This is a genomic window from Moorena sp. SIO3H5 (genome assembly GCF_010692395.1).
Lineage (GTDB): Bacteria > Cyanobacteriota > Cyanobacteriia > Cyanobacteriales > Coleofasciculaceae > Moorena.
In genome coordinates this window covers 1-19,333 of record NZ_JAAHHS010000053.1, presented here as the reverse complement: position 1 = coordinate 19,333, position 19,333 = coordinate 1, and the positions used below count along the sequence as shown (strand labels likewise).

The window sequence follows — 19,333 nt, the reverse complement described above, 5'->3', positions numbered from 1 at the left end:
TGCCTTTTGCCTTTTGCCTTTTGCCTTTTGCCTTTTGCCTTTTGCCTTTTGCCTTAACTATTATATTGGTTATTTTTATGGTAGAATATTAGTAGAGTAATCTGGTGTAATATATGGCTAAGTTTTACTCAGAAATCAATCAAGATTTAAAAGAGTTTATTGAGGAGCAAAAGATATTTTTTACAGCCACAGCTCCCCATCAAGGTCGTATTAACTTATCCCCCAAAGGGATTAATACCTTTCGGTGTATTGATAATAAAACAGTAGCTTATCTAGATTTAACCGGTAGCGGTAACGAGACATCGGCTCATTTGCTGGAAAATGGCAGAATGACGATCATGTTTTGTAGCTTCACTGAAAAGCCATTAATTCTCCGGCTTTATGGTCACGGTCAGGTAATTCGACCTAGGGATAAGGAATGGGAAAAATTTTACTACCTATTCAATAGCCTACCAGGGGAAAGACAGATTATTGTATTGAATTTAGAATCTGCCCAAACCTCCTGTGGTTATGGTGTACCTTTGTATGACTTAAAAGGAGAGAGGGAAACTCTAATCAAGTGGGCGAATAAGAAGGGAGAAAAGGGAATTCACGACTATTGGCAAGCCAAGAACATTGAGAGTATAGATGGGTTACCCACTAATCTTTTATAAGATTAACAAGAATGTAGAATTAAGAATGTAGAATTAATAATTCTACATTCTGAAAAAGAACCAAACTCACTTATTTTTTAGTTTGGTCTAAACTAGCGGCAGCGCTATTGACCCCGATGGGATTTTCCCGGGTTACAGCAATATTGATATGTGATTTTCCAGTAATCAGAGCAGTTGCTCGCTGTAATGCCTCGATGCGATCGCTAACTCGGTTTTGTGGTGGTAATAGTTCCAGGATTTTCAACTTTTCCAGCCTTTGCCTAACCCTACCAGTGGCACCTACGATAAACACATCACGACGTTTGTCACGAGCCTCCTTAACCATAGTCTCTATCGCTAAAGAAGCGGTCACTCCCAACAAGGGAACATCACTGAGATCTAAAATCAGGACATCATACTTTTCTACCATCCCCATCCGCTGAGAGATACCCTTGGCTGCACCAAAGCTCATTGGTCCACCAAGACGGAATAGGAAAATTCGACCACGAGCCTGTTTCAGAAGTTGTTGTTCTTCATAGCTCAAACTCTTTTCACCATCATCAGGAGCAGTAATTTCCTTGATTTGATTAATTTGGAGGTCAGTGAGGTTTTTGACAGTCAACAGGTTGGCAATGAACACCCCAACGGCAACGGCTGTAATTAGGTCAACAAATACAGTCATGAATAACACTAAATACATTAATGCTGCTGCCTTGAGGGAGACTTGATGGGCTCGTTTTAGGAAGCTCCAGTCAATAATATCGATGCCTACTTTAATCAAGATGCCCGCCAGTACAGCATGGGGAATTTTTTCAGTCAGGCTTCCTGCCCCCAAAACAACTTCTAGCAGCACTAGGGCATGAATCATGCCTGAAAGGGGGGTTTGACCACCAGCCTTAACATTGATTACCGTCCGCATGGTAGCACCAGCACCAGGTAGCCCACCAAACAAGCCAGCAATCGTATTACCGATACCCTGACCAATTAATTCTCGGTCAGAGTCGTGCTGGGTACGGGTAATATTATCAGCAACCATGGACGTTAACAGAGAGTCGATAGCGCCCAAGGTGGCTAACATTAGACCATAGCCAAGCATCTCTTTGAGCTGCCTGAAATCAAAGACTGGCAACTGTAGCTTGGGTAAGCCTGTGGGGATTTCTCCAATCCGTCTGAGCTCGCTGTCTGGCAGGTCTGGGAAAAAGACAACTGATATCAATGTACAGACTATCAGTGCTAGCAAGGGGGATGGAATTAATCGACTCAGCTTCCTAGGTGATCCAAACATAATCACCAGAGTCAGGATTGCTAGACCGGTAGCGGCAAAATGGGGATTAGCCACAAAGTTAGGAAAATTGCTGACAGATTCCACCACATTCCCAGAACTAGGATGCCCGAAAAATGGACCAATCTGTAACAACAGAATAATCACACCAATCCCTGACATAAAGCCAGATATAACTGTGTAGGGCATCAGGGTAATATATTTACCCAGCCGCAACACCCCAAATAAGATTTGAAATATCCCACCTAGCATGACAACAGTAAATGCCATGGCTAGACCATTCTCTGGGTTTTTAGCAACTAGCGCCGTAAACACCGTTGTCATCACTACGGTCATCGGGCCAGTGGGACCAGAAATCTGAGAGGGAGTACCGCCAAACAGAGCGGCAAACAGACCAACAAAAATAGCGCCGTAAAGACCATGAATTGCCCCAGCACCGGAGGATACTCCAAAGGCTAGGGCTAATGGTAGTGCAACAATGGCAGCAGTCAGGCCGCCAAAGACATCACCGCGCAAATTACGGAAATGTAAACCATTCACAAATTGCATGAGTGGGTAATTTAGTGAAAGAATAATACTTGCAAAGCGGCCCACATCTAATTGATTCTTTCCATATAACTTGGAATTCCTACCATGATGGTATAGGAAAATCTAAGGGGTAGAGCCATCCAAATATAGAAACCGAGATTTACCTGGGCAACACTAAAGTATATGGAAGCCAGAGTTCCTTATAGCAAGAATTGCTATATAAGATGCTATAGAATTTTACACTAGAATTTTACACTGCCAGAAGTGAAACTTTTTAGAGTTTTGGTTAATCGATAGAGTTTTAGCATTAAATCAATGGATGAGATGCACTAGAGACTCTAATCGCCCCAGGGCAAACGAAGCTAAATTCTACAAACCTTACTCAGAAGCCATGCAGAGGTGCGAACCTTGGCGAATTTAATAATTAGATGGGGAAAGGGCACCTAACAAAGATTTAAGAATTAATAATAATTTAACAATTAATAATAATTTAACAATTAATAAGCAAAAATACTTATATTATCAAGATGATTATATCCAGAGGTGCGCTCTTACTTGGCGAATTTAATTCTTAATGGTAAGAGCGCACCTATAGGCACTTCAAAATAACACAGGTTTACCCTAGTTATCTCCCCAAAGAATAATTGAGCAAGGTTAGTGGGAGTATAAAGAAGAATTGGTGGATTATTTCGCAAATTATGGTTAAAAATTCCTGGAAAATCAATTACTCTGACCAGAGATTAGACAGTCTCTGACCAGACACGACTCAATGGGACAATAGTTGCTGATCTCGAGCTCAGGTTAAATCAGATTGGGATAGTCCTGGTAAGATTGGGCTAATCACTGGTAACCTATCCTGCTGTTGACGAGAAAGCATGCAAAAAATCCTGAGTTGGGCAATACTAGCTTCTGTGATTACATTACCTGTTTTACCTGTTTCGGCTGAGCAACCCCTTTTCCTGGCCTATCCCCCCCGTGAGCATAAAACTACTGCAGAGAAAATTTTCTTGATTGGTACTGCAGCCCCCACTTCAGAGGTGTTGGTCAATGGTAGACCTATCCCCCGTAGCCAAAGTGGGAATTTTGCTCCTAGTTTCCCTCTGCAGCTGGGAGAAAATCGGTTTACCTTGCGCTATCTAAACCAAGAAATTCAAGTTACCGTAACCCGGCTGTCTACTGAACCACAGTTACCACAAGGTTTGGGATTTGCCAAAGATTCCCTGACCCCAGCAGCAGATATTGCTAGGTTACCTGGAGAACAGATTTGTTTTGGTGCGATCGCATCCCCTCGTGCTACAGTTTCTGTCACCCTGGGCAATCAACGGATTTCCTTACTCCCTCAATCCCAAGATGTCCAACTTCCGTCTAATTTTGCCGTATTGACTGGTCAAAACCAACCTACACCTCGTGCAGTCATTAATAACTACCAGGGATGCGCTGAAGTATCACAGACTGGTAATTTTGGCAACCCTGTGTTTCAACTAAATCTCAATGGCGAGACAGTCAGTCAGCGGAGTACAGGTACAGTGGAAATTCTCTCTCCTAACCGCTTAGAGGTAATAGAAGTAATAGAAGAAGCTGGGGTTGCCCGCACTGGACCGAGTACTAGCTATTCTCGCTTAACGCCTTTACCAAAGGGAACTAGAGCAGCAGTCACGGGCAAAGAAGGAGACTGGTTACGTCTTGATTATGGTGCGTGGATTCGCCAGAAGGAAACCAAGGTGATTCCTGGTGCAACTCCCCCGAAGTCGATTATTCGCAGTATCACCTCCCGACAGGTACCTGGAGCAACAGAAATTCTCTTTCCCCTAGAGATACCAGTACCAGTGAGTATGCAGCAGTCCGATAAAACCTTTACTTTAACGCTACATAATCTAACGGCTCAAACGGATACGATTTTCCTGAATGATGGCCCAGTGATTAAGCGCCTAGACTGGTACCAAGTTACTCCAGACCGGGTGGAGTATAATTTTAGACTCAAATCTGAGCAGCAGTGGGGGTATGACTTAAGGTATGAAGGCACTACTTTAGTTCTGTCTCTGAGACATCCACCTAACTTGAGCAGTAGAAGCAGACTGGGTGTATCGACTCAGCAGTTAGCAGGAATTAAGATACTGCTCGATCCCGGACATGGGGGAGCCGAAACAGGAGCTAGCGGACCGAATGGGTATCCAGAAAAGGATGTTAATTTAATAGTCTCGAAACTGTTGCAAAAGGAATTGGTACAACGGGGAGCAACGGTATATATGACACGGGAAACTGATAAGGATGTGTCATTACGAGACCGGATGGATATGATTCACGAACTAGAACCAACCATTGCCCTTTCTATCCATTATAATGCACTACCAGATTATGGTGATGCTATTAATACTGCTGGGATCGGAATGTTTTGGTATCATACCCAAGCCCACGATTTATCAGTGTTTTTGCATAATTATTTAGTCCAAAAGCTCCGGCGTCCATCCTACGGAGTATTTTGGAATAATCTCGCCCTAACCCGTCCTCACAAAGCTCCTTCGGTGCTATTGGAATTGGGATTTATGATTAATCCAGTGGAATTTGAATGGATTAGCAATTCCCAAGAACAAAGGCAATTGGCTAATGCGATCGCAGATGGAATTACTGAATGGTTGGCTACTGTGGAGTAATGCACTAGGGAAAATCAGGATTACTTAGGGAACTAATCGTGAAATAAGTTTGTTATACAAAGAGGGATCAGTGCTTTGTAATGGTTGAGGCATGGCATCAAACTCTTCCTCTTCCACAGCGAGATAAGCGTCAATATCATCACGATTAGCTAAATAGAAAGCGATTGCTCCGTAAACCTGTTCAAGGGACAAAAGTGGGAAAGATTGAACAATACTTTCTGGTGATAATCGGTTGCGGAAAGTATACACAACGGAGTCGAGAGAAATTCGTGTGCCTGCAATCCAGTAACCATGGTCCCGATACTCTACATAGGTTTTAACTTCTATAACTGGCATCAATTTACCTTGAATATATCTCCGATCGATCATACTGCGGGTGGCACCTCAGGTACACAGGATTGTTTTCCCACTTCCGACTTACCTGCTCCCTGCTCCCTGCTCCCTGCTCCCTGCTCCCTGCTCCCTAAAACAAGGATAGGTGTGGCTGGGATACAAAGTACCCGCAAGGGTACTGTAAAGTCTCCTAAACTTTGCCTATCATAACTAGTATAAAGCCTATTTATAGTAATCCTTGCATAAAAATACCAACTCAAGGTGATAAGTAATTAAGGAGTAAAGTTACCCACTCCTAATTAACTTGATAAAAGGTTCTAACCAATCGCTATTTTCTGAAAACTTATAGGAGTCAAATCATCATGGAAAAACATCAACCAATCGAATTTTCCCTAGAACAGGAATTCAATCTTAAGGTATTTGAGACGCAAATTCAAAATCTCGACCTTGACCAAGCAAAGAATCTTCTGTGCGAGCTCTATAGACAGATGTCAATTCGTGAAGTTTATTTCAGGAATTTCGTTAAGCACAATTTAATCGGAGATCCTCCACCTTGGAGTGAGTAAGCGAACAGCGATTAGCGCTACGCGCACGCGTGGCCTACGGCTGACCGCTGACCGCTGACCGCTGACCGCTAAATGCTTACTTTTGCCTAATACGGAAAATTTTCCAATTAAATTCCGATTAGCTTAACCCAATTATCCGGAATCCACAGCTAAATTACTGAAGAAACAATAAACAAAGCAATTAGAGTCAAGGCCACTGAGACACAATAACATTATTAAGTGCATCACGTAGGTAGCTATAAATACATTTAACCTGACTGAATTGCTAAATTATCGATGAATTCAGTAACTCAGTAATTCAGAGTAATTTCTTATCTACTTACTGTTCAAATGGTCAGTTAACCAAGGCTCTCTAGCTTTAATTCACAATCACGGAGTATCCCATGGTAAAACAAATGTGCTGGCTATCGAGCTTTGGTAGCAATGAACCGAAAATGTTGCACTTGCGGACTTCCCCTTATGAGGCTTGGCGTCCGTACACAGCTTTTCCCCAATATGCTGTCCCAGATTATCCAGTACCTGGCGGTTCTAAAGGCTGGGCAACCTATCAGAAACTAAGACTCTCAGACTGGGTTTTGGTTCCTAGTGACAATGAAACTATGGATTATAAAGCAAGTTAATAATTTAGTAATTTGGATAAGCATTCAGGTATCAGCCATCAGCTGTCAGCTGAATGCTTACAAATAGCATTAAATATTAAACAAAATAACCTTCAAGTAAATAACCTTAGACCTACTCTTCGGTAACGCCAAAGGCCAACAAATAAATAACCTTAAACCTTCAAAAGTAAAACTAATCACTTAATAAGCTATCAGCCGTTGGCCTTTGGCTAAAGGCTGATAGCTGAACGCGCACGCGTGCGCGTAGCGCTAATCGCTGATAGCTTAATGCTTACATTAATTGACTAGATAAGGACTGGTTAACTTATCTAACTGTTGCACTAACAAGCTAAGGAATAAACCGACATCAGTAACAACACCAACAGATTCTACTGAACCGCGATCGCTTAATTTTGTCACTACGGCGGGGTTAATATCCACACAGACCATCTTCACTCCGGCTGGAGTCATGTTTCCGACGCCAATAGAATGGAGCATAGTAGACAGCATCAAGATCATATCTGTCCCTTCCAATAACTTGGCATACTCTTCCTGTGCTTTAATCAAATCCATCTGGGTATCTGGCAGAGGACCATCATCTCGGATGGAACCGGCTAGGACAAATGGTACGTGATTGCGGACGCACTCATACATCACCCCTTTAGTTAATACACCCTGTTCTACAGCTTGGGCAATGCTACCGCAACGACGGATAGCATTGATGACTTTGAGATGGTGTCGGTGTCCACCATGGACAACTACTCCTCGTTTCATATCCACACCCAAGGAGGTTCCCATCAGGGATTGCTCGATGTCGTGAACTGCGATCGCATTTCCCCCTAACAGCGCCTGAACATACCCTTGTCTAATCAAACAGGATAAATGTTCACTACCGCCAGTGTGAATCACCACAGGTCCTGCTGTCACTACCACTCTGCCGCCTTGGTCCCGGATTTGGCGCAGCTCCCAAGCAATTTGTTCCACTACTAATTCTACCCGGCGCTCACTAGAGACCCCAGATGCCATAAAACTAAATTCTTGCTGATTGCGTTGTTCACGGGATTGAGTTTTGCGCACCGTGCGGATTCCTTCTACTCCCACGATCACCTGCTCTCCAACTTCCAAATCCCGCAGCACTTTACAACGAGCTATCACACCGTCTGGGGTTTCAGTTATTGCGATCGCACCATCCATGCGTTGATGTTGTACCTTCACCCATTCACAATTAACTCGTACTTCCGTGGGATAAATGGTAGTAACATAAAAGTCATCCGGAGCAACCCCTGCTTGAGTCACAGGTTCCAAGTTAGCATCACACACCTCTTGGGCAGGAGTGACAGCTCCTAGATCAATCAGCTTAGTCATAATCTCTGCCATCACCTCATGATCTGGTGCAGAGACTTTCAGTTCAGCATTAGAGGTGCTTTGCCGCTGTGTTCCTAGGTCGAAGTTAAGTACCTGGAAGCTACCCCCACCTCCGATAATTAAATCTAAAGCACGGCTGATGATACCAGAGTCAAGCAAATGACCTTCCAAACGAATAATGCGACTTTCAACCGGTTGATTGCCATGGATTTCACTGCGGACTGGTTCAGTTACCCGTAAGGTTAGGCATTTAGCAGCACCACCAGCTTTGAGAAATTCCGTCAAGGGGGTTTCAATCACCTCAAACCCAGCTTGACCGAGCCGATCTTTTAAGCGATCGCTAACTTTGTTCATCACTACAAGTTGATTAATATTGACCGCATTGCAGGCAAAGTTCACTGCATCAGCTTCCTCGATGGCAATTCGTTTTTCCGGTGCTACCCGCATTTCGATTAAGCGGTTGGAATAGGAATCAAATGCTGGGGGATAGTAGAGTAAATAGCCACCACTTAGGGGACAGAAGCAGGTGTCCAAGTGATAGAAGCGCTGATCCATTAGCCGCAGGGACACAACTTCAATATCTAACCATTTAGCAAGGTATGGATGGGAATCAAGTTCTGAGCGGAAGCCATAGCCAGCCCAAAGCCAACGCCCTTCCCGGTCTAGCAGAGCATCGCCAGCTCCTTCAAACGGTAAGTCTTGAGGAAGTTCATAGACAGTGTAGCCATTGTCATTAAACCATTGCTTGAAATAAGGTTCTTCACCCTGGCGCTCTTTGTGGAGGAAGCGGCTGAGCACCACATTCTTGCCCAAGACTAATCCGGCATTAGCTGTAAATACCATATCTGGCCAACCGGATTGAGGAGAAACTAAATCGACTAGGGCATGCTCTTTGATGACATAGTGCAGTTTTTGCCACTGTTCTACAGCGCGATCCCTCGATGACTTGTGAATATTTCCCTCCATCCAAGGATTAATCACATAATCCACATCGTAGTGGTCAGGGGGACACATGAGGAAGCGAATTGATTCTGTCATAGTCGATTTCTGATCTGGTAGATACCTACACGAATAAGGTAAGTCAGCAATCAAAGCAATGTCACGACAATTTGCCATTGACAGGGGTGTAGGTTAAGTTGGTGGATTGCTTTTATTTATAGAGGCTAACCCCCTATTATACCATGAAAAAAATATTTATAACTAGACTGAAGCGAATTCTGCTTACCACCAGCATCAGTATTGTGAGCGTGCCACTGTTGATATATGGCGGATTGCTGGTCAAGCGTCCGCTTCCGACCGAGAAGCAAGAACAACTGTTCCAAGGCATTGTGTATCAAAGAGATGCTCGCAACTCACCCCGTCCGCTGATGGTACATATTGTTACCATAGACTTAACTGCACCAGGAATTAAACTATTAGTAACACCAGGAAATACCATCGATAAAAATGAATTTACTGCCCGGACTACCTCGGAATTTTTACGGGAGTTTAAGTTACAATTAGCTATCAATGGTAGTTTCTTTTATCCTTTTCGGCAGTATCCACCGAATTCCTATCCTAAACGTGGTGATCCGGTCATAGTACAAGGGCAAGTTATCTCTGAGGGGAAATCCTATGCTCCTCCAAAACCAACTTCCTCAGTGCTTTGTATTTCAAAGTTTGTCCAAGATCAAATTTATGCTCAAATTTATCAAAACCGTTGTCCTCTAGGTACATCTGAGGGATTGGCGGGTCGAGAAATTTTACTAAAAGAAGGAAAGCCAGCAGTATTGCCAGGTTATGGAGGTGAGAACCTATTCTCTCCCCGTACTGCTGTGGCTATTGATAAATCAGGCAAAACTTTGTGGTTAATTATTGTTGATGGTCGCCAACGGTTTTACAGCGAAGGAGTTAGTTTGGCTGAGTTGACTACTATTATTCAAGAATTAGGAGCAGATAGCGCCCTCAATTTGGATGGGGGTGGTTCAAGCACTATGGTAGTAGGAAATAAGAATAAGTTACGGGTATTAAATTCACCGATTCAGACTCGTATTCCTACCCGCCAACGTCCAGTTGCCAACCATCTGGGCATCTATGCTTTACCGGTAGATGTGTTGAACAGAAAATAAATAGATATAGCATAGATGGGATAAAAAAAATGTCTAGTCTGATCGAATGGTTTCCATAAAAGCACTATAATATCTGACTCGGAAATTACTTTTAGGAGTACTCAAGCATGGTAGACAAAAAAAAGATTTTAGAAGACACCATGACTTTATTGATGTCAGTAACCCCAGATACATCTTTGGGTAAACTATTAAACCTTTGCTTAGCAGCTAAGGCAGATCCGAGTATAAACAAAAGTGCCCGTGAATTTGCTGTAGAACTTCTCGAAGATCCTAGCAACATTTACCCTTGGACGATGGATGTTATTGGGAGCGATGCCAACTATACCGATGCAGAGTGGGAGGCTTTGAATGAGATGAAACTGGATCATCCTGAGGCCTTTGTAGCAGACTTCCAGTCGGAGTTGGAAAGTCTGGACTTAGATTAAGGTCACAGGGGATCGATGCAGGGTGAAGGGTTAACGATTCAGGTGGGCAGAGGTCGAATCATCACTAATGTTGACTATTGACAATCAACCTTGGCCTTAAGGCCGTAGGCCACGCTGCGCGAACGGCCACGCGTTCGCTGAAAGCGGGACTTCAACCTTGGCCAATAGGCCACGCTACGCGAACAACATCAAACTTTGAACCTTCAACCTTGAACCTTCAACACTTCAACTTTCAACCTGAACCCTTCACCATTAGTTGATCGTAACAATCATCCCTTCTTTGACTATAAACGCGCCATCAAACACTTCTTTGACTTCCACTGCTAGGTTATCGAGAAAATCATCACAGTGATTGGGTTCATGGTGGAAGATAGCCAGTTTTTTAACACCAGCAGCTTCTGCTAGCTTCACGCCTTCCTGCCAGGTGGAATGCCCCCAACCTACCTTGGGAGATTTGGGGTTGTGGTATTCTTGATCGGTATACATAGCATCGTAGATTAACATATCAGCATCACGGGCTAGATACACCACATTTTGATCAAGGCGGTCGGGAAAATGTTCTGTATCGGTGCAGTAGCACACGGAATGCCCTTGCCAGGTTACGCGATAGCCAATAGCACCATTAGGATGATTCAAAGGAGCAGTTTCTATGGTAACATCGTCTATGGTTACACTGTTGTGACCTAATTCTAAGTCATAGAACTTCAATTCTGCCTCTACTCTCTTAGTAGGAACTGGAGCATTCAAGTGTAACACCCGTTCCTTGAAGTGTTTCTCCATGTACTCACCGGGGGGAGCTGCACCATAAATATGCAAAATGTTCCCTTCCACAAAGACTGGAATAAAAAATGGCACGCCTTGAATATGATCCCAGTGGTAGTGAGTAAAAAACAAATAAGCTTCAATGGGTAGCTGCTGCTTAAGGCTTTTTCCCAGCATGCGCAAGCCAGTACCACCATCAAAAATCAGGCGTAACCCAGCAACTCGCATCTCTACACAAGACGTATTGCCGCCATATTGAATTGTCTCTGGTCCAGGGCTAGGTATACTGCCTCGGACCCCCCAGAATTGAACCGAAAACTCAGAGGAAGTGGTTGTTATCATTGCTAAGTTAATGCTTCAAAGTACCGCACTGACCCTGATGACGCAACAGGTGATCGCACAATACCAAAGCAACCATTGCTTCTACCATAGGTACGGCCCTAGGTAAAACACAAGGGTCGTGACGTCCTTTAGCAGCAAGAATGGTTTGTTCACCAGTATTGGTGACAGTACGTTGTTCTTTGCGGATGGTAGCAGTGGGTTTAAACGCTACTCTAATAATAATAGTCTCGCCGTTACTAATGCCACCTTGAACGCCACCGGAGCGATTGGTAACCGTACGCACTGCACCGGTTTCGTCTGTGTAAAATTCATCATTATGCTCACTGCCGCTAAGTAGAGTGCCCCCAAAGCCAGAGCCAATCTCGAAGCCTTTACTAGCTGGTAAGGACATTGCCCCTTTGGCTAAATCGGCTTCTAACTTATCAAAGACTGGCTCTCCCAAGCCTTTGGGTATATGGCGAGCCACACATTCTACTACACCCCCAACGGAATCACCACTACGTCCAGTTTCTTCAATCAGTTCAATCATCCGTTCAGCACATTCTGAATCAGGGCAACGAACAATATTACTTTCTACCTGGTCTTGAGTGACGGTGTTGGAGTCTACGATACCTTCTAAGGTTTTGATACGCTTGACGTAGCCAATGATTTCTACACCAGCAGCTTGCTGGAGAATTTTTTTTGCGATCGCACCCGCTGCCACTCGCCCGATGGTTTCCCGGGCTGAAGAACGTCCTCCCCCCTGCCAGTTCCGAATGCCATACTTGGCATCATAGGTAGCATCAGCATGGGAAGGCCGATAGGTCTTTTGCATCTCGCTATAGTCTTGGGGCCTAGTGTCTTTATTGCGCACCATAATCATAATCGGTGTGCCTAGGGTTTTGCCCTGAAATACTCCCGAAACAATTTCACAGGTATCAGTTTCTTTACGAGGAGTAGTAATCTTACTCTGACCCGGACGCCTGCGGTCTAAATCTACCTGAATTTCTGCCGCAGAAATTTCCACTTGCGGTGGACAGCCATCAATGACTACCCCAACCCCACCCCCGTGGGATTCTCCAAATGTAGTGATCCGAAACAGATGTCCAAAGGTATTGCCCATAGTTAGTGCTCGCTTTTGTCCTCTAATGGTAGTACTTACCTAAGCTATCAGCTATAAGCTATCAGCTTATGCTTATGCACTTAATTATCTTATTACTTAGGAAAACCGGTTGGCAGCTTAATTCCTGTTGGATTCCCAACTAATAATTTACCTAATGATTTTAATAATAATTTTTCTAATCATTTACGTGATATGGCTAGAAAAATTATTAAGATTATTTAAGTCAACATTTGCTCTGATTTTAATCAGGTAAAATCTATTATGTAATTAGCCAAAAATACCATTTGATTGGTTATAATTATTATGGCTTTCGGTGCTTGTTTAGAATTAAAGATAATTTGCCTAACCGGATGTTTAGCTTGGGGGTTTTCTGCTCCAGTTTTAGCTGAGATGACTCCCGATGGTAGCTTGGGAAATGAAGCGTCAAGGGTAACTCCTAATGTACAGGTCAAGGGGGCGCTGGCAGATTTAATTGAAGGAGGAGCAACTCGTGGGGAGAATTTGTTCCATAGTTTTGCGGAATTTAATGTAGGAGAACTACAACGGGTTTATTTTGCTAATCCCTCGGGAATTCAGAGGATTTTAACACGAGTAACTGGAAGTAATCTATCGAATATTCAAGGCACTTTGGGAGTGGATGGTGCAGCAAATCTGTTTTTGCTCAATCCCAATGGTATTGTGTTTGGACCAAATGCCAGCTTAGATGTCGCTGGTTCGTTTTTCGCGTCTACTGCCAATAGTTTGGTATTTGGTGATGGCCAGGAGTTTAGCGCCATATCTCCACAAGCTCCGCCACTGTTAACGATTAATATTACCCCAGGATTGCAGTATGGCAAATATGACCCCAGGAGCACAATTACCAATGCTGGGAATTTAGCAGTAGGACAAGATTTAACCCTAGCCGCTGGCAACTTGGATTTACAGGGTCAACTGGAGGCTGGTAAGAATTTGACTCTGTTCGGAGAAGATACGGTCACGATTAGAGATAGTGTAGCGCAACTGTTTAGGGCGTACTCTGGTGGCTTGCTGCTAATTCAGGGGAATCAGTCAATTGATATTGCCATCCATAACCATGTCTTAAGTGGTTTATTTGCTGGTAGTGATTTACGGTTGCGCTCTGCTAATCCCATAGCAGGGGATGCTCACTATACCGCTGGCGGAAATATCAGCATCGAACAGTTGGATGGTAACCCAGGAAATTTAGTTAGTACCGATGATCCGATTATTCTGACTAATGGAGATGTCAGTTTAGGAAACTATACCGGAGCGTCACTACATATTTTAGCTGGAGGTAGTGTTACCGTTGGTGACATCAATATTAACTCTACCGATACAACAGATAATGCCATTAGTCCTAATAACTCTAATCCCTTCTTGGCTAGTCTGGCTAATGTCACCTTGTCGGACGAAGGGAGAACGTCTTTCGTAATTGATGGCAGTAGTCAACCTACTTTAGATATCCGTGCTGGCATAGATTGGACATTACTGGGGGGTTTTCCAGGAAATACCGATAGTGGAAATCTTGCCCCTAACGTTGGTAGCGCTGCTACTGGTGCAAATATCGAAATTGGTGAGATCTCGATTAATGCTCCCAATGGACTAGTATTCTTAACCAATCAGTATCAAAGTAACCCATCGTTAGTGAGTGACACCCTGAAAATTAGTTCACTTCTGACTGGAGACGGTACCGTAGCCAACGATAACGGTACTGTAGATCAGACTAACCAGAAATTTTCAGGAAATGGTGGCGAGGTCTTTATTGATTATCGCGGCGGGATTGACATCAGAGAAAGCATTGATGCCTCTTCCGCTTCTGGTAAAGCAGGGGACATTACCTTGATTACAAATGATCAACTATCCCTTGACAGAAGTTTCATTATTAGCAACACCTTTGGTACCGAAAAAGGTGGGGATATCACTATCGATACTGGGTCACTCTTGGCCACAGGGGGTGCTCAGGTCGAAACCAGTACCTTTGGTCAAGCTGATGCTGGAAAAGTGACCATTATTGCTGATGACACAGTCACCTTTGAAGGGTTTAAAGGTAAATCTGAAGGGGAAAAGGACGAAAGAGCCGACGTAGCAGCAAATGATCGCACTGGTATACTCAACATTATCAGAGAAGGGGCTACCGGCAATGGCGGTGGTATTTCCATTAGCACAGGTTCTTTTATTCTCAAGGGTGGCGCTCAACTGCAAGCCAGGCTTGGAGACTTGTTACCGGGGGAGTTAGAAGAGTCTAAGGGGAGCTCGGGCAATATCAATATTGTTGCCAGGGATAGGGTTTCCTTTGGTGGTGGTGAACCTGACACTAAGGGTCGTGGTGCCGTCACTAGTGTGGAGGAAAAAGGTATTGGTACTGCTGGTGATATTAATATCGAGGCCAGGTCGGTTTCTGTAACCAATGCCTCGCTACAGTCTAACCTAATCGGACGCGGAAGTGGTGGCAGTGTCATCATTAGCGCTAGTGATTCAGTAATCTTGGATGGAGACCCGTACTCTATCCTGACTCGGGTTAATCAAAGTGGTAAAGCCGATGATGACAAGAACGCTGGTGGCAATGTCGATATTAAGACTCGGTCACTTTATGTAATTAATGGTGCTCGAATATTTGCCTCCACACAGGGAAAAGGAAACGCAGGCAACGTCAGAATTACAGCAGACGATATAATTTTTGATGGGGTAAATAATATTAATAATTATACTAGACCCAGCAGTGTTTTAAGTCAGGTAGAAAAAAGTGCTAGAGGTGATGGCGGTAAGATTGAAATTAATGCTAACTCTATTTCCATCACAGATAGAGCAAAATTGGATTCGAGTACTGCTGGGGTAGGTAATGCGGGACCGATAACTATCTCAACAAATCAGCTGACCCTCGCAGACGGGGGTGAAATTTCTGCTGCTACTTCCAGCACAGGGAATCTTGGCGACATAGGTAATGCAGGACCGATAACTATCTCAACAAATCAGCTGACCCTCACAGACGGAGGTTTAGTTTCTGCTGCCACTTCTGGCTCAGGAAATGCTGGGGACATATATGTCAAAGCAGCTGACTCAGTTGTTCTCACCAATGACAGTAATATCTTGAGTGAAGTAAGGGCTACAAGTAGTGGTAATGGTGGCAAGATTGAGATCTGGACTGACTCCCTATCCCTCACCAACGGGAGCACTATTGCAAACCGTACCCAAGGATTCAACCCAGTCAGGCTAGTTCAACAAGTACTGGCTGATCCTGACACAACCTATAACGAAGTAGTGGTGGGTGATAACCCAATCGTCTACTGGACTCTTGATGAAACTAGTGGTTCAACCGCTTTTAATGCTACTGGCAATGGCTTCAACGGTACCTATGAAGGTGTAACTCAGGGTGTTCCAGGGATATCCGGTACAGCAGGAGAATTTAATGGCCAGGATGATACTGCTGTGGATATAGGTACTGTTCAATCAGGTTCAGATTTAGATATCTCCAATCAATCCTTCACTGTAGAAGCTTGGATAAAGCCAAACGAAATTGGAGAAAGGCAAGCCTATTTCGGGATACATAACCCAGATCAAAACATACGTAGTAATAATGACAGAAGTAACAGTCTATATTTCAGATTGAACGAGAACGCTTCTGTTCGTTTTGGTAATTTTCCCAATGATTTGGAAACACCAGAGAACATAATTAAAACAAATACTTGGTATCACGTTGTAGCTAGTTACGACAAAAGTTCGGATACTAACACTATTTTTGTCAATGGCAGGGAAATTAATCGCAATAATCAAGGGTATTTTAATGGCGAAGACCCACGCATATTAATCGGGCAGTGGACGCAGTATAAGAACTTAAACCAACCTTTCAATGGTGTAATTGATGAAGTAGCAGTCTACAACACAGCCCTATCTCCTGAAACTGTTGCCCAGCACTACCTGATCGGTCAGCGTAGCCTAGGCGCACCAATTGAAATTGGTGAGAATGGAGCCAATGCTGGTAATATTAACGTCCATGCTAATTCGATTACTATCTCTGGAGTTAGTCCCACTAATAATAATATTTCCAGTGGTTTACTCTCTGACAGCTCGGGAGATTTCAGTGGTGTAGCTGGTGATATTACTATCAATCTAACTGATTCCCTGAAGGTTGAAGATGGAGGGAAAATAACCGTAACCAGTGACAACGGGGTAGCAGGGAATCTGAAAATTACGGCTAATTCCCTGTTGCTTAACAACGGAACACTAGAAGCTAAGACTGCTGACACTCCGGAAATTGGGGAATCAGGAGCGAATATCACACTAGACGTATCAAACTCAATAGTGATGCTTAACGAAAGCCTAATCTCCGCAGAGGCTTCCGATCAAGCTACGGGTGGCAACATTACTATTGATACCGACGTCTTAATCGCCTTCCCCCCAACTGGTGATAATGGTAGCGATATCATTGCCAAAGCTGCACAAGGAAAAGGCGGTGAGATCGCCATTGAGGCCGAAGATGTCCGCCTGATTGAGGAACGCGAAGCCATGGAGGACAATCGTACTAATGATATCGATGCTAGTTCTGAGTCTGATCCAGGAATAGTGACCATTAATACGGGCAATATTGACCCTTCTAGAGGATTAAATCAACTACCAATTAATTTAACTGACCCATCATCACTGATTGTTGCTAGCTGTCCGAGAAGTGGGAAAATCTCAGTAGATGAACTCGGTGAATTTATCGTTACTGGACGCGGTGGCATTCCGGCCAGTCCCCTCGACCCGATTATTGGTCAAACCATCATTGCTGATTGGGTGACTCTTGATGATCAAACTCTCAGTGAAATTGATCACAATCTTGATAACAATCAGACCTTAGCTCCCTCTACAGAAAAGAATTCTAAGCCAAAACGGATTGTGGAAGCTCAAGGTTGGATGACGGGTCCTGATGGTACGATCATTCTCACCTCTTTCCCTACCGATACCACTCGCCCACCCAAGCCTTGGTATCACTATTTATCTTGCCGAGATTTAAATTAAGCTGTTCAGCTTTCTAACGTTTGTCATAGCTATGAGGTAAGCTGTGCATTTTGGGCATTTTTCGGTTCTAATCGTTCATGCCGGGATCGTGAGCAACGCTCTGAGCCTACCAAAACTTCCTGAAATGTGAGAGCCTCTCTTTTTTAAAGGGAGGGTGAAACAGAGAGACTGGATTTATCCAGTCGTGTCCATCTTCTCTCTTCCCCAATTTTATAATAATTTACCAACACTGGTATTCGATTCTTTAGCTGACAATTGAAGCCACTTCCATGCCGCCCCAGTAAACCAAACGGTATGGGTTTTTTTAAGCTCATCATGATGTCCGGGAACCCCCCTCATTCTTTTTCTAGTTTTTCACTCGTTTGTTGTTGACATATTTAGAAGCAATGCCTATACTAAAGACATACTAAAAAAACAATAATATGATAACAATTGTACAAGACAATTCCAGTCAAAGCTAACTTTACAGACGAGGAAAAAGCTTTTTGGTATTTTCAGTGCGAAAACGCTAATAGCTTATGGAATTGTGCTACTTATTATTCCAAACAAAAACACTATAACTGGTTGGAACAGCAGCCAGAAGCATATACGACTTATTGGAAAGATGATATATTGCGTTACGGCTGGAAAACCTATAAATGCAATATTAAGTACGCGGAACTTTGTAGGGAATTAAAAGAGAATCCTCATTACAAAGCCATGGCTGCCCAATCTGCGCAACAGACTCTCAAATCCGTAGCTGAGTCAATTACAAGCTACAACCAACTTGTTGGCCTCTATTACAAGGGGCAGGTAGATAGGCCAAGACTTTTGAGATACAGAAAAAAAGGAGGGCTTGCTGCTGTTACTTTCCCCAGGCAAGCTCTCAGTTACAAAGATGGTTTGTTTTATCCTTCGATAAGCAAGGATAGCAAACCATCTTTGCTTTGCAAAATAGCTTTAAAGGCTCCCGATTTTATTGATCCAGATTGGGTGAGAGAGGTAACTGTTCGTCCATACTTAGGGCAATTATGGATCGATTGGGTTATTGACGACGGGAAAGAAAAAATAGAGAAAAACCCAAACCTGGATTACTCTCAGGCGTGGAGCTTCGATCATGGAGGCGACAATTGGTTAACTGGAGTTTCAACTCAAGGCAAAAGCTTGATAATTGACGGTCGCAAGCTCAAATCAATGAATCAAGGATATGCTCGCTTGAGTGCAAAGTATAAGAGTGGCAAACCTGAAGCATATTGGGATTCTAATCTTGATCGCGTTCAACGGAAGCGAAATAATCAAATGCGAGATGGGATCAATAAAGCCGCTAGATTTATAATTAACCGCTGTCTTAACGATCGCATTGGAAATTTAATTATCGGCTGGAATGAACGCCAGAAGGATTCAATAAACATAGGTAAAAAAGGGAACCAAAACTTTGTAGTCATTCCCACTAAAAGGCTGATTAACAGGCTTAAACAGCTTTGTCCCGAGTACGGAATTAAATTAACGATCACTGAAGAAGCGTACACCAGTAAAGGGTCTTACCTTGACGACGACAGCCTCCCAAGACATGGTGAAAAACCCAAAGGATGGACACCGTCGGGAAAGCGGGTAAAACGTGGTTTGTACAGATCATCTAAAGGTTATCTGGTGAATGCGGACTG

Annotated in this window: 14 protein-coding genes; 9 read left to right on the top strand and 5 right to left on the bottom strand. The window is 43.6% G+C overall.

Annotated elements, in window-relative coordinates; translation table 11 throughout:
- Window positions 1–113: 113 nt before the first annotated feature.
- Window positions 114–653 carry a pyridoxamine 5'-phosphate oxidase family protein gene (locus tag F6K52_RS08765; RefSeq protein ID WP_293076461.1) on the top strand — a complete coding sequence of 180 codons (540 nt, stop codon included), beginning with the start codon at window positions 114–116 and terminating at the stop codon, window positions 651–653.
- A 70-nt stretch (window positions 654–723) separates the two neighbouring features.
- Here the strand turns inward: F6K52_RS08765 and F6K52_RS08760 are convergent, their stop codons facing one another.
- Window positions 724–2,463, bottom strand: a complete 1,740-nt coding sequence (locus F6K52_RS08760; protein WP_293076459.1) for a SulP family inorganic anion transporter — start codon at window positions 2,461–2,463, stop codon at window positions 724–726.
- An 854-nt stretch (window positions 2,464–3,317) separates the two neighbouring features.
- Here F6K52_RS08760 and F6K52_RS08755 point away from each other — a divergent pair.
- Window positions 3,318–5,093: an N-acetylmuramoyl-L-alanine amidase gene (locus F6K52_RS08755; protein ID WP_293076457.1), complete on the top strand. Its 1,776-nt coding sequence runs from the start codon at window positions 3,318–3,320 to the stop codon at window positions 5,091–5,093.
- 24 nt (window positions 5,094–5,117) lie between these two features.
- Here the strand turns inward: F6K52_RS08755 and F6K52_RS08750 are convergent, their stop codons facing one another.
- Complete coding sequence (locus tag F6K52_RS08750) at window positions 5,118–5,429, bottom strand: DUF433 domain-containing protein (protein ID WP_293076455.1); 312 nt, start codon at window positions 5,427–5,429, stop codon at window positions 5,118–5,120.
- A gap of 9 nt (window positions 5,430–5,438) precedes the next feature.
- On the opposite strand from F6K52_RS08750, the gene F6K52_RS08745 reads away from it, so the two are divergent.
- The 3 genes from F6K52_RS08745 (at window position 5,439) to F6K52_RS08735 (ending at window position 6,612) form a co-directional block, all read left to right on the top strand.
- Complete coding sequence (locus F6K52_RS08745; RefSeq protein WP_293076453.1) at window positions 5,439–5,636, top strand: hypothetical protein; 198 nt, start codon at window positions 5,439–5,441, stop codon at window positions 5,634–5,636.
- A gap of 152 nt (window positions 5,637–5,788) precedes the next feature.
- On the top strand, window positions 5,789–5,992 hold the full coding sequence (locus F6K52_RS08740) for an NblA/ycf18 family protein (RefSeq protein WP_293076451.1): 204 nt from the start codon (window positions 5,789–5,791) through the stop codon (window positions 5,990–5,992).
- A 383-nt stretch (window positions 5,993–6,375) separates the two neighbouring features.
- Window positions 6,376–6,612, top strand: a complete 237-nt coding sequence (locus F6K52_RS08735; RefSeq protein WP_070395824.1) for a hypothetical protein — start codon at window positions 6,376–6,378, stop codon at window positions 6,610–6,612.
- A gap of 276 nt (window positions 6,613–6,888) precedes the next feature.
- Here the strand turns inward: F6K52_RS08735 and F6K52_RS08730 are convergent, their stop codons facing one another.
- Window positions 6,889–8,994 (bottom strand): TIGR00300 family protein, encoded by a 2,106-nt coding sequence (locus F6K52_RS08730; RefSeq protein ID WP_293076448.1) that lies wholly within the window; start codon window positions 8,992–8,994, stop codon window positions 6,889–6,891.
- Window positions 8,995–9,137: 143 nt separating this feature from the next.
- Here F6K52_RS08730 and F6K52_RS08725 point away from each other — a divergent pair, with 143 nt between their 5' ends.
- Complete coding sequence (locus F6K52_RS08725; RefSeq protein WP_293076446.1) at window positions 9,138–10,064, top strand: phosphodiester glycosidase family protein; 927 nt, start codon at window positions 9,138–9,140, stop codon at window positions 10,062–10,064.
- A gap of 107 nt (window positions 10,065–10,171) precedes the next feature.
- Window positions 10,172–10,489, top strand: a complete 318-nt coding sequence (locus F6K52_RS08720) for a hypothetical protein (protein WP_293076444.1) — start codon at window positions 10,172–10,174, stop codon at window positions 10,487–10,489.
- 252 nt (window positions 10,490–10,741) lie between these two features.
- Here the strand turns inward: F6K52_RS08720 and F6K52_RS08715 are convergent, their stop codons facing one another.
- Both F6K52_RS08715 and aroC read right to left on the bottom strand, forming a co-directional pair.
- Window positions 10,742–11,593 carry an MBL fold metallo-hydrolase gene (locus F6K52_RS08715; protein ID WP_293076442.1) on the bottom strand — a complete coding sequence of 284 codons (852 nt, stop codon included), beginning with the start codon at window positions 11,591–11,593 and terminating at the stop codon, window positions 10,742–10,744.
- A 7-nt stretch (window positions 11,594–11,600) separates the two neighbouring features.
- Window positions 11,601–12,695 (bottom strand): chorismate synthase, encoded by a 1,095-nt coding sequence (gene aroC / locus F6K52_RS08710; RefSeq protein ID WP_293076440.1) that lies wholly within the window; start codon window positions 12,693–12,695, stop codon window positions 11,601–11,603.
- 303 nt (window positions 12,696–12,998) lie between these two features.
- Between aroC and F6K52_RS08705 the strand changes: the two genes are divergently transcribed.
- Together F6K52_RS08705 and F6K52_RS08700 are read left to right on the top strand one after the other, a co-directional pair.
- Window positions 12,999–17,690: a filamentous hemagglutinin N-terminal domain-containing protein gene (locus tag F6K52_RS08705; RefSeq protein ID WP_293076438.1), complete on the top strand. Its 4,692-nt coding sequence runs from the start codon at window positions 12,999–13,001 to the stop codon at window positions 17,688–17,690.
- A 432-nt stretch (window positions 17,691–18,122) separates the two neighbouring features.
- Window positions 18,123–19,333 (top strand): transposase (locus tag F6K52_RS08700; RefSeq protein WP_293076436.1); only part of this gene is annotated, 1,211 nt, incomplete at its 3' end.

Bases quoted from the DNA above. Each gene is read 5' to 3' on its own strand.
- F6K52_RS08765 (WP_293076461.1), top strand. From the start codon at position 114: ATGGCTAAGTTTTACTCAGAAATCAATCAAGATTTAAAAGAGTTTATT.
- F6K52_RS08760 (WP_293076459.1), bottom strand. From the start codon at position 2,463: ATGCAATTTGTGAATGGTTTACATTTCCGTAATTTGCGCGGTGATGTC.
- F6K52_RS08755 (WP_293076457.1), top strand. From the start codon at position 3,318: ATGCAAAAAATCCTGAGTTGGGCAATACTAGCTTCTGTGATTACATTA.
- F6K52_RS08750 (WP_293076455.1), bottom strand. From the start codon at position 5,429: ATGCCAGTTATAGAAGTTAAAACCTATGTAGAGTATCGGGACCATGGT.
- F6K52_RS08740 (WP_293076451.1), top strand. From the start codon at position 5,789: ATGGAAAAACATCAACCAATCGAATTTTCCCTAGAACAGGAATTCAAT.
- F6K52_RS08735 (WP_070395824.1), top strand. From the start codon at position 6,376: ATGGTAAAACAAATGTGCTGGCTATCGAGCTTTGGTAGCAATGAACCG.
- F6K52_RS08730 (WP_293076448.1), bottom strand. From the start codon at position 8,994: ATGACAGAATCAATTCGCTTCCTCATGTGTCCCCCTGACCACTACGAT.
- F6K52_RS08725 (WP_293076446.1), top strand. From the start codon at position 9,138: ATGAAAAAAATATTTATAACTAGACTGAAGCGAATTCTGCTTACCACC.
- F6K52_RS08720 (WP_293076444.1), top strand. From the start codon at position 10,172: ATGGTAGACAAAAAAAAGATTTTAGAAGACACCATGACTTTATTGATG.
- F6K52_RS08715 (WP_293076442.1), bottom strand. From the start codon at position 11,593: ATGATAACAACCACTTCCTCTGAGTTTTCGGTTCAATTCTGGGGGGTC.
- aroC (WP_293076440.1), bottom strand. From the start codon at position 12,695: ATGGGCAATACCTTTGGACATCTGTTTCGGATCACTACATTTGGAGAA.
- F6K52_RS08705 (WP_293076438.1), top strand. From the start codon at position 12,999: ATGGCTTTCGGTGCTTGTTTAGAATTAAAGATAATTTGCCTAACCGGA.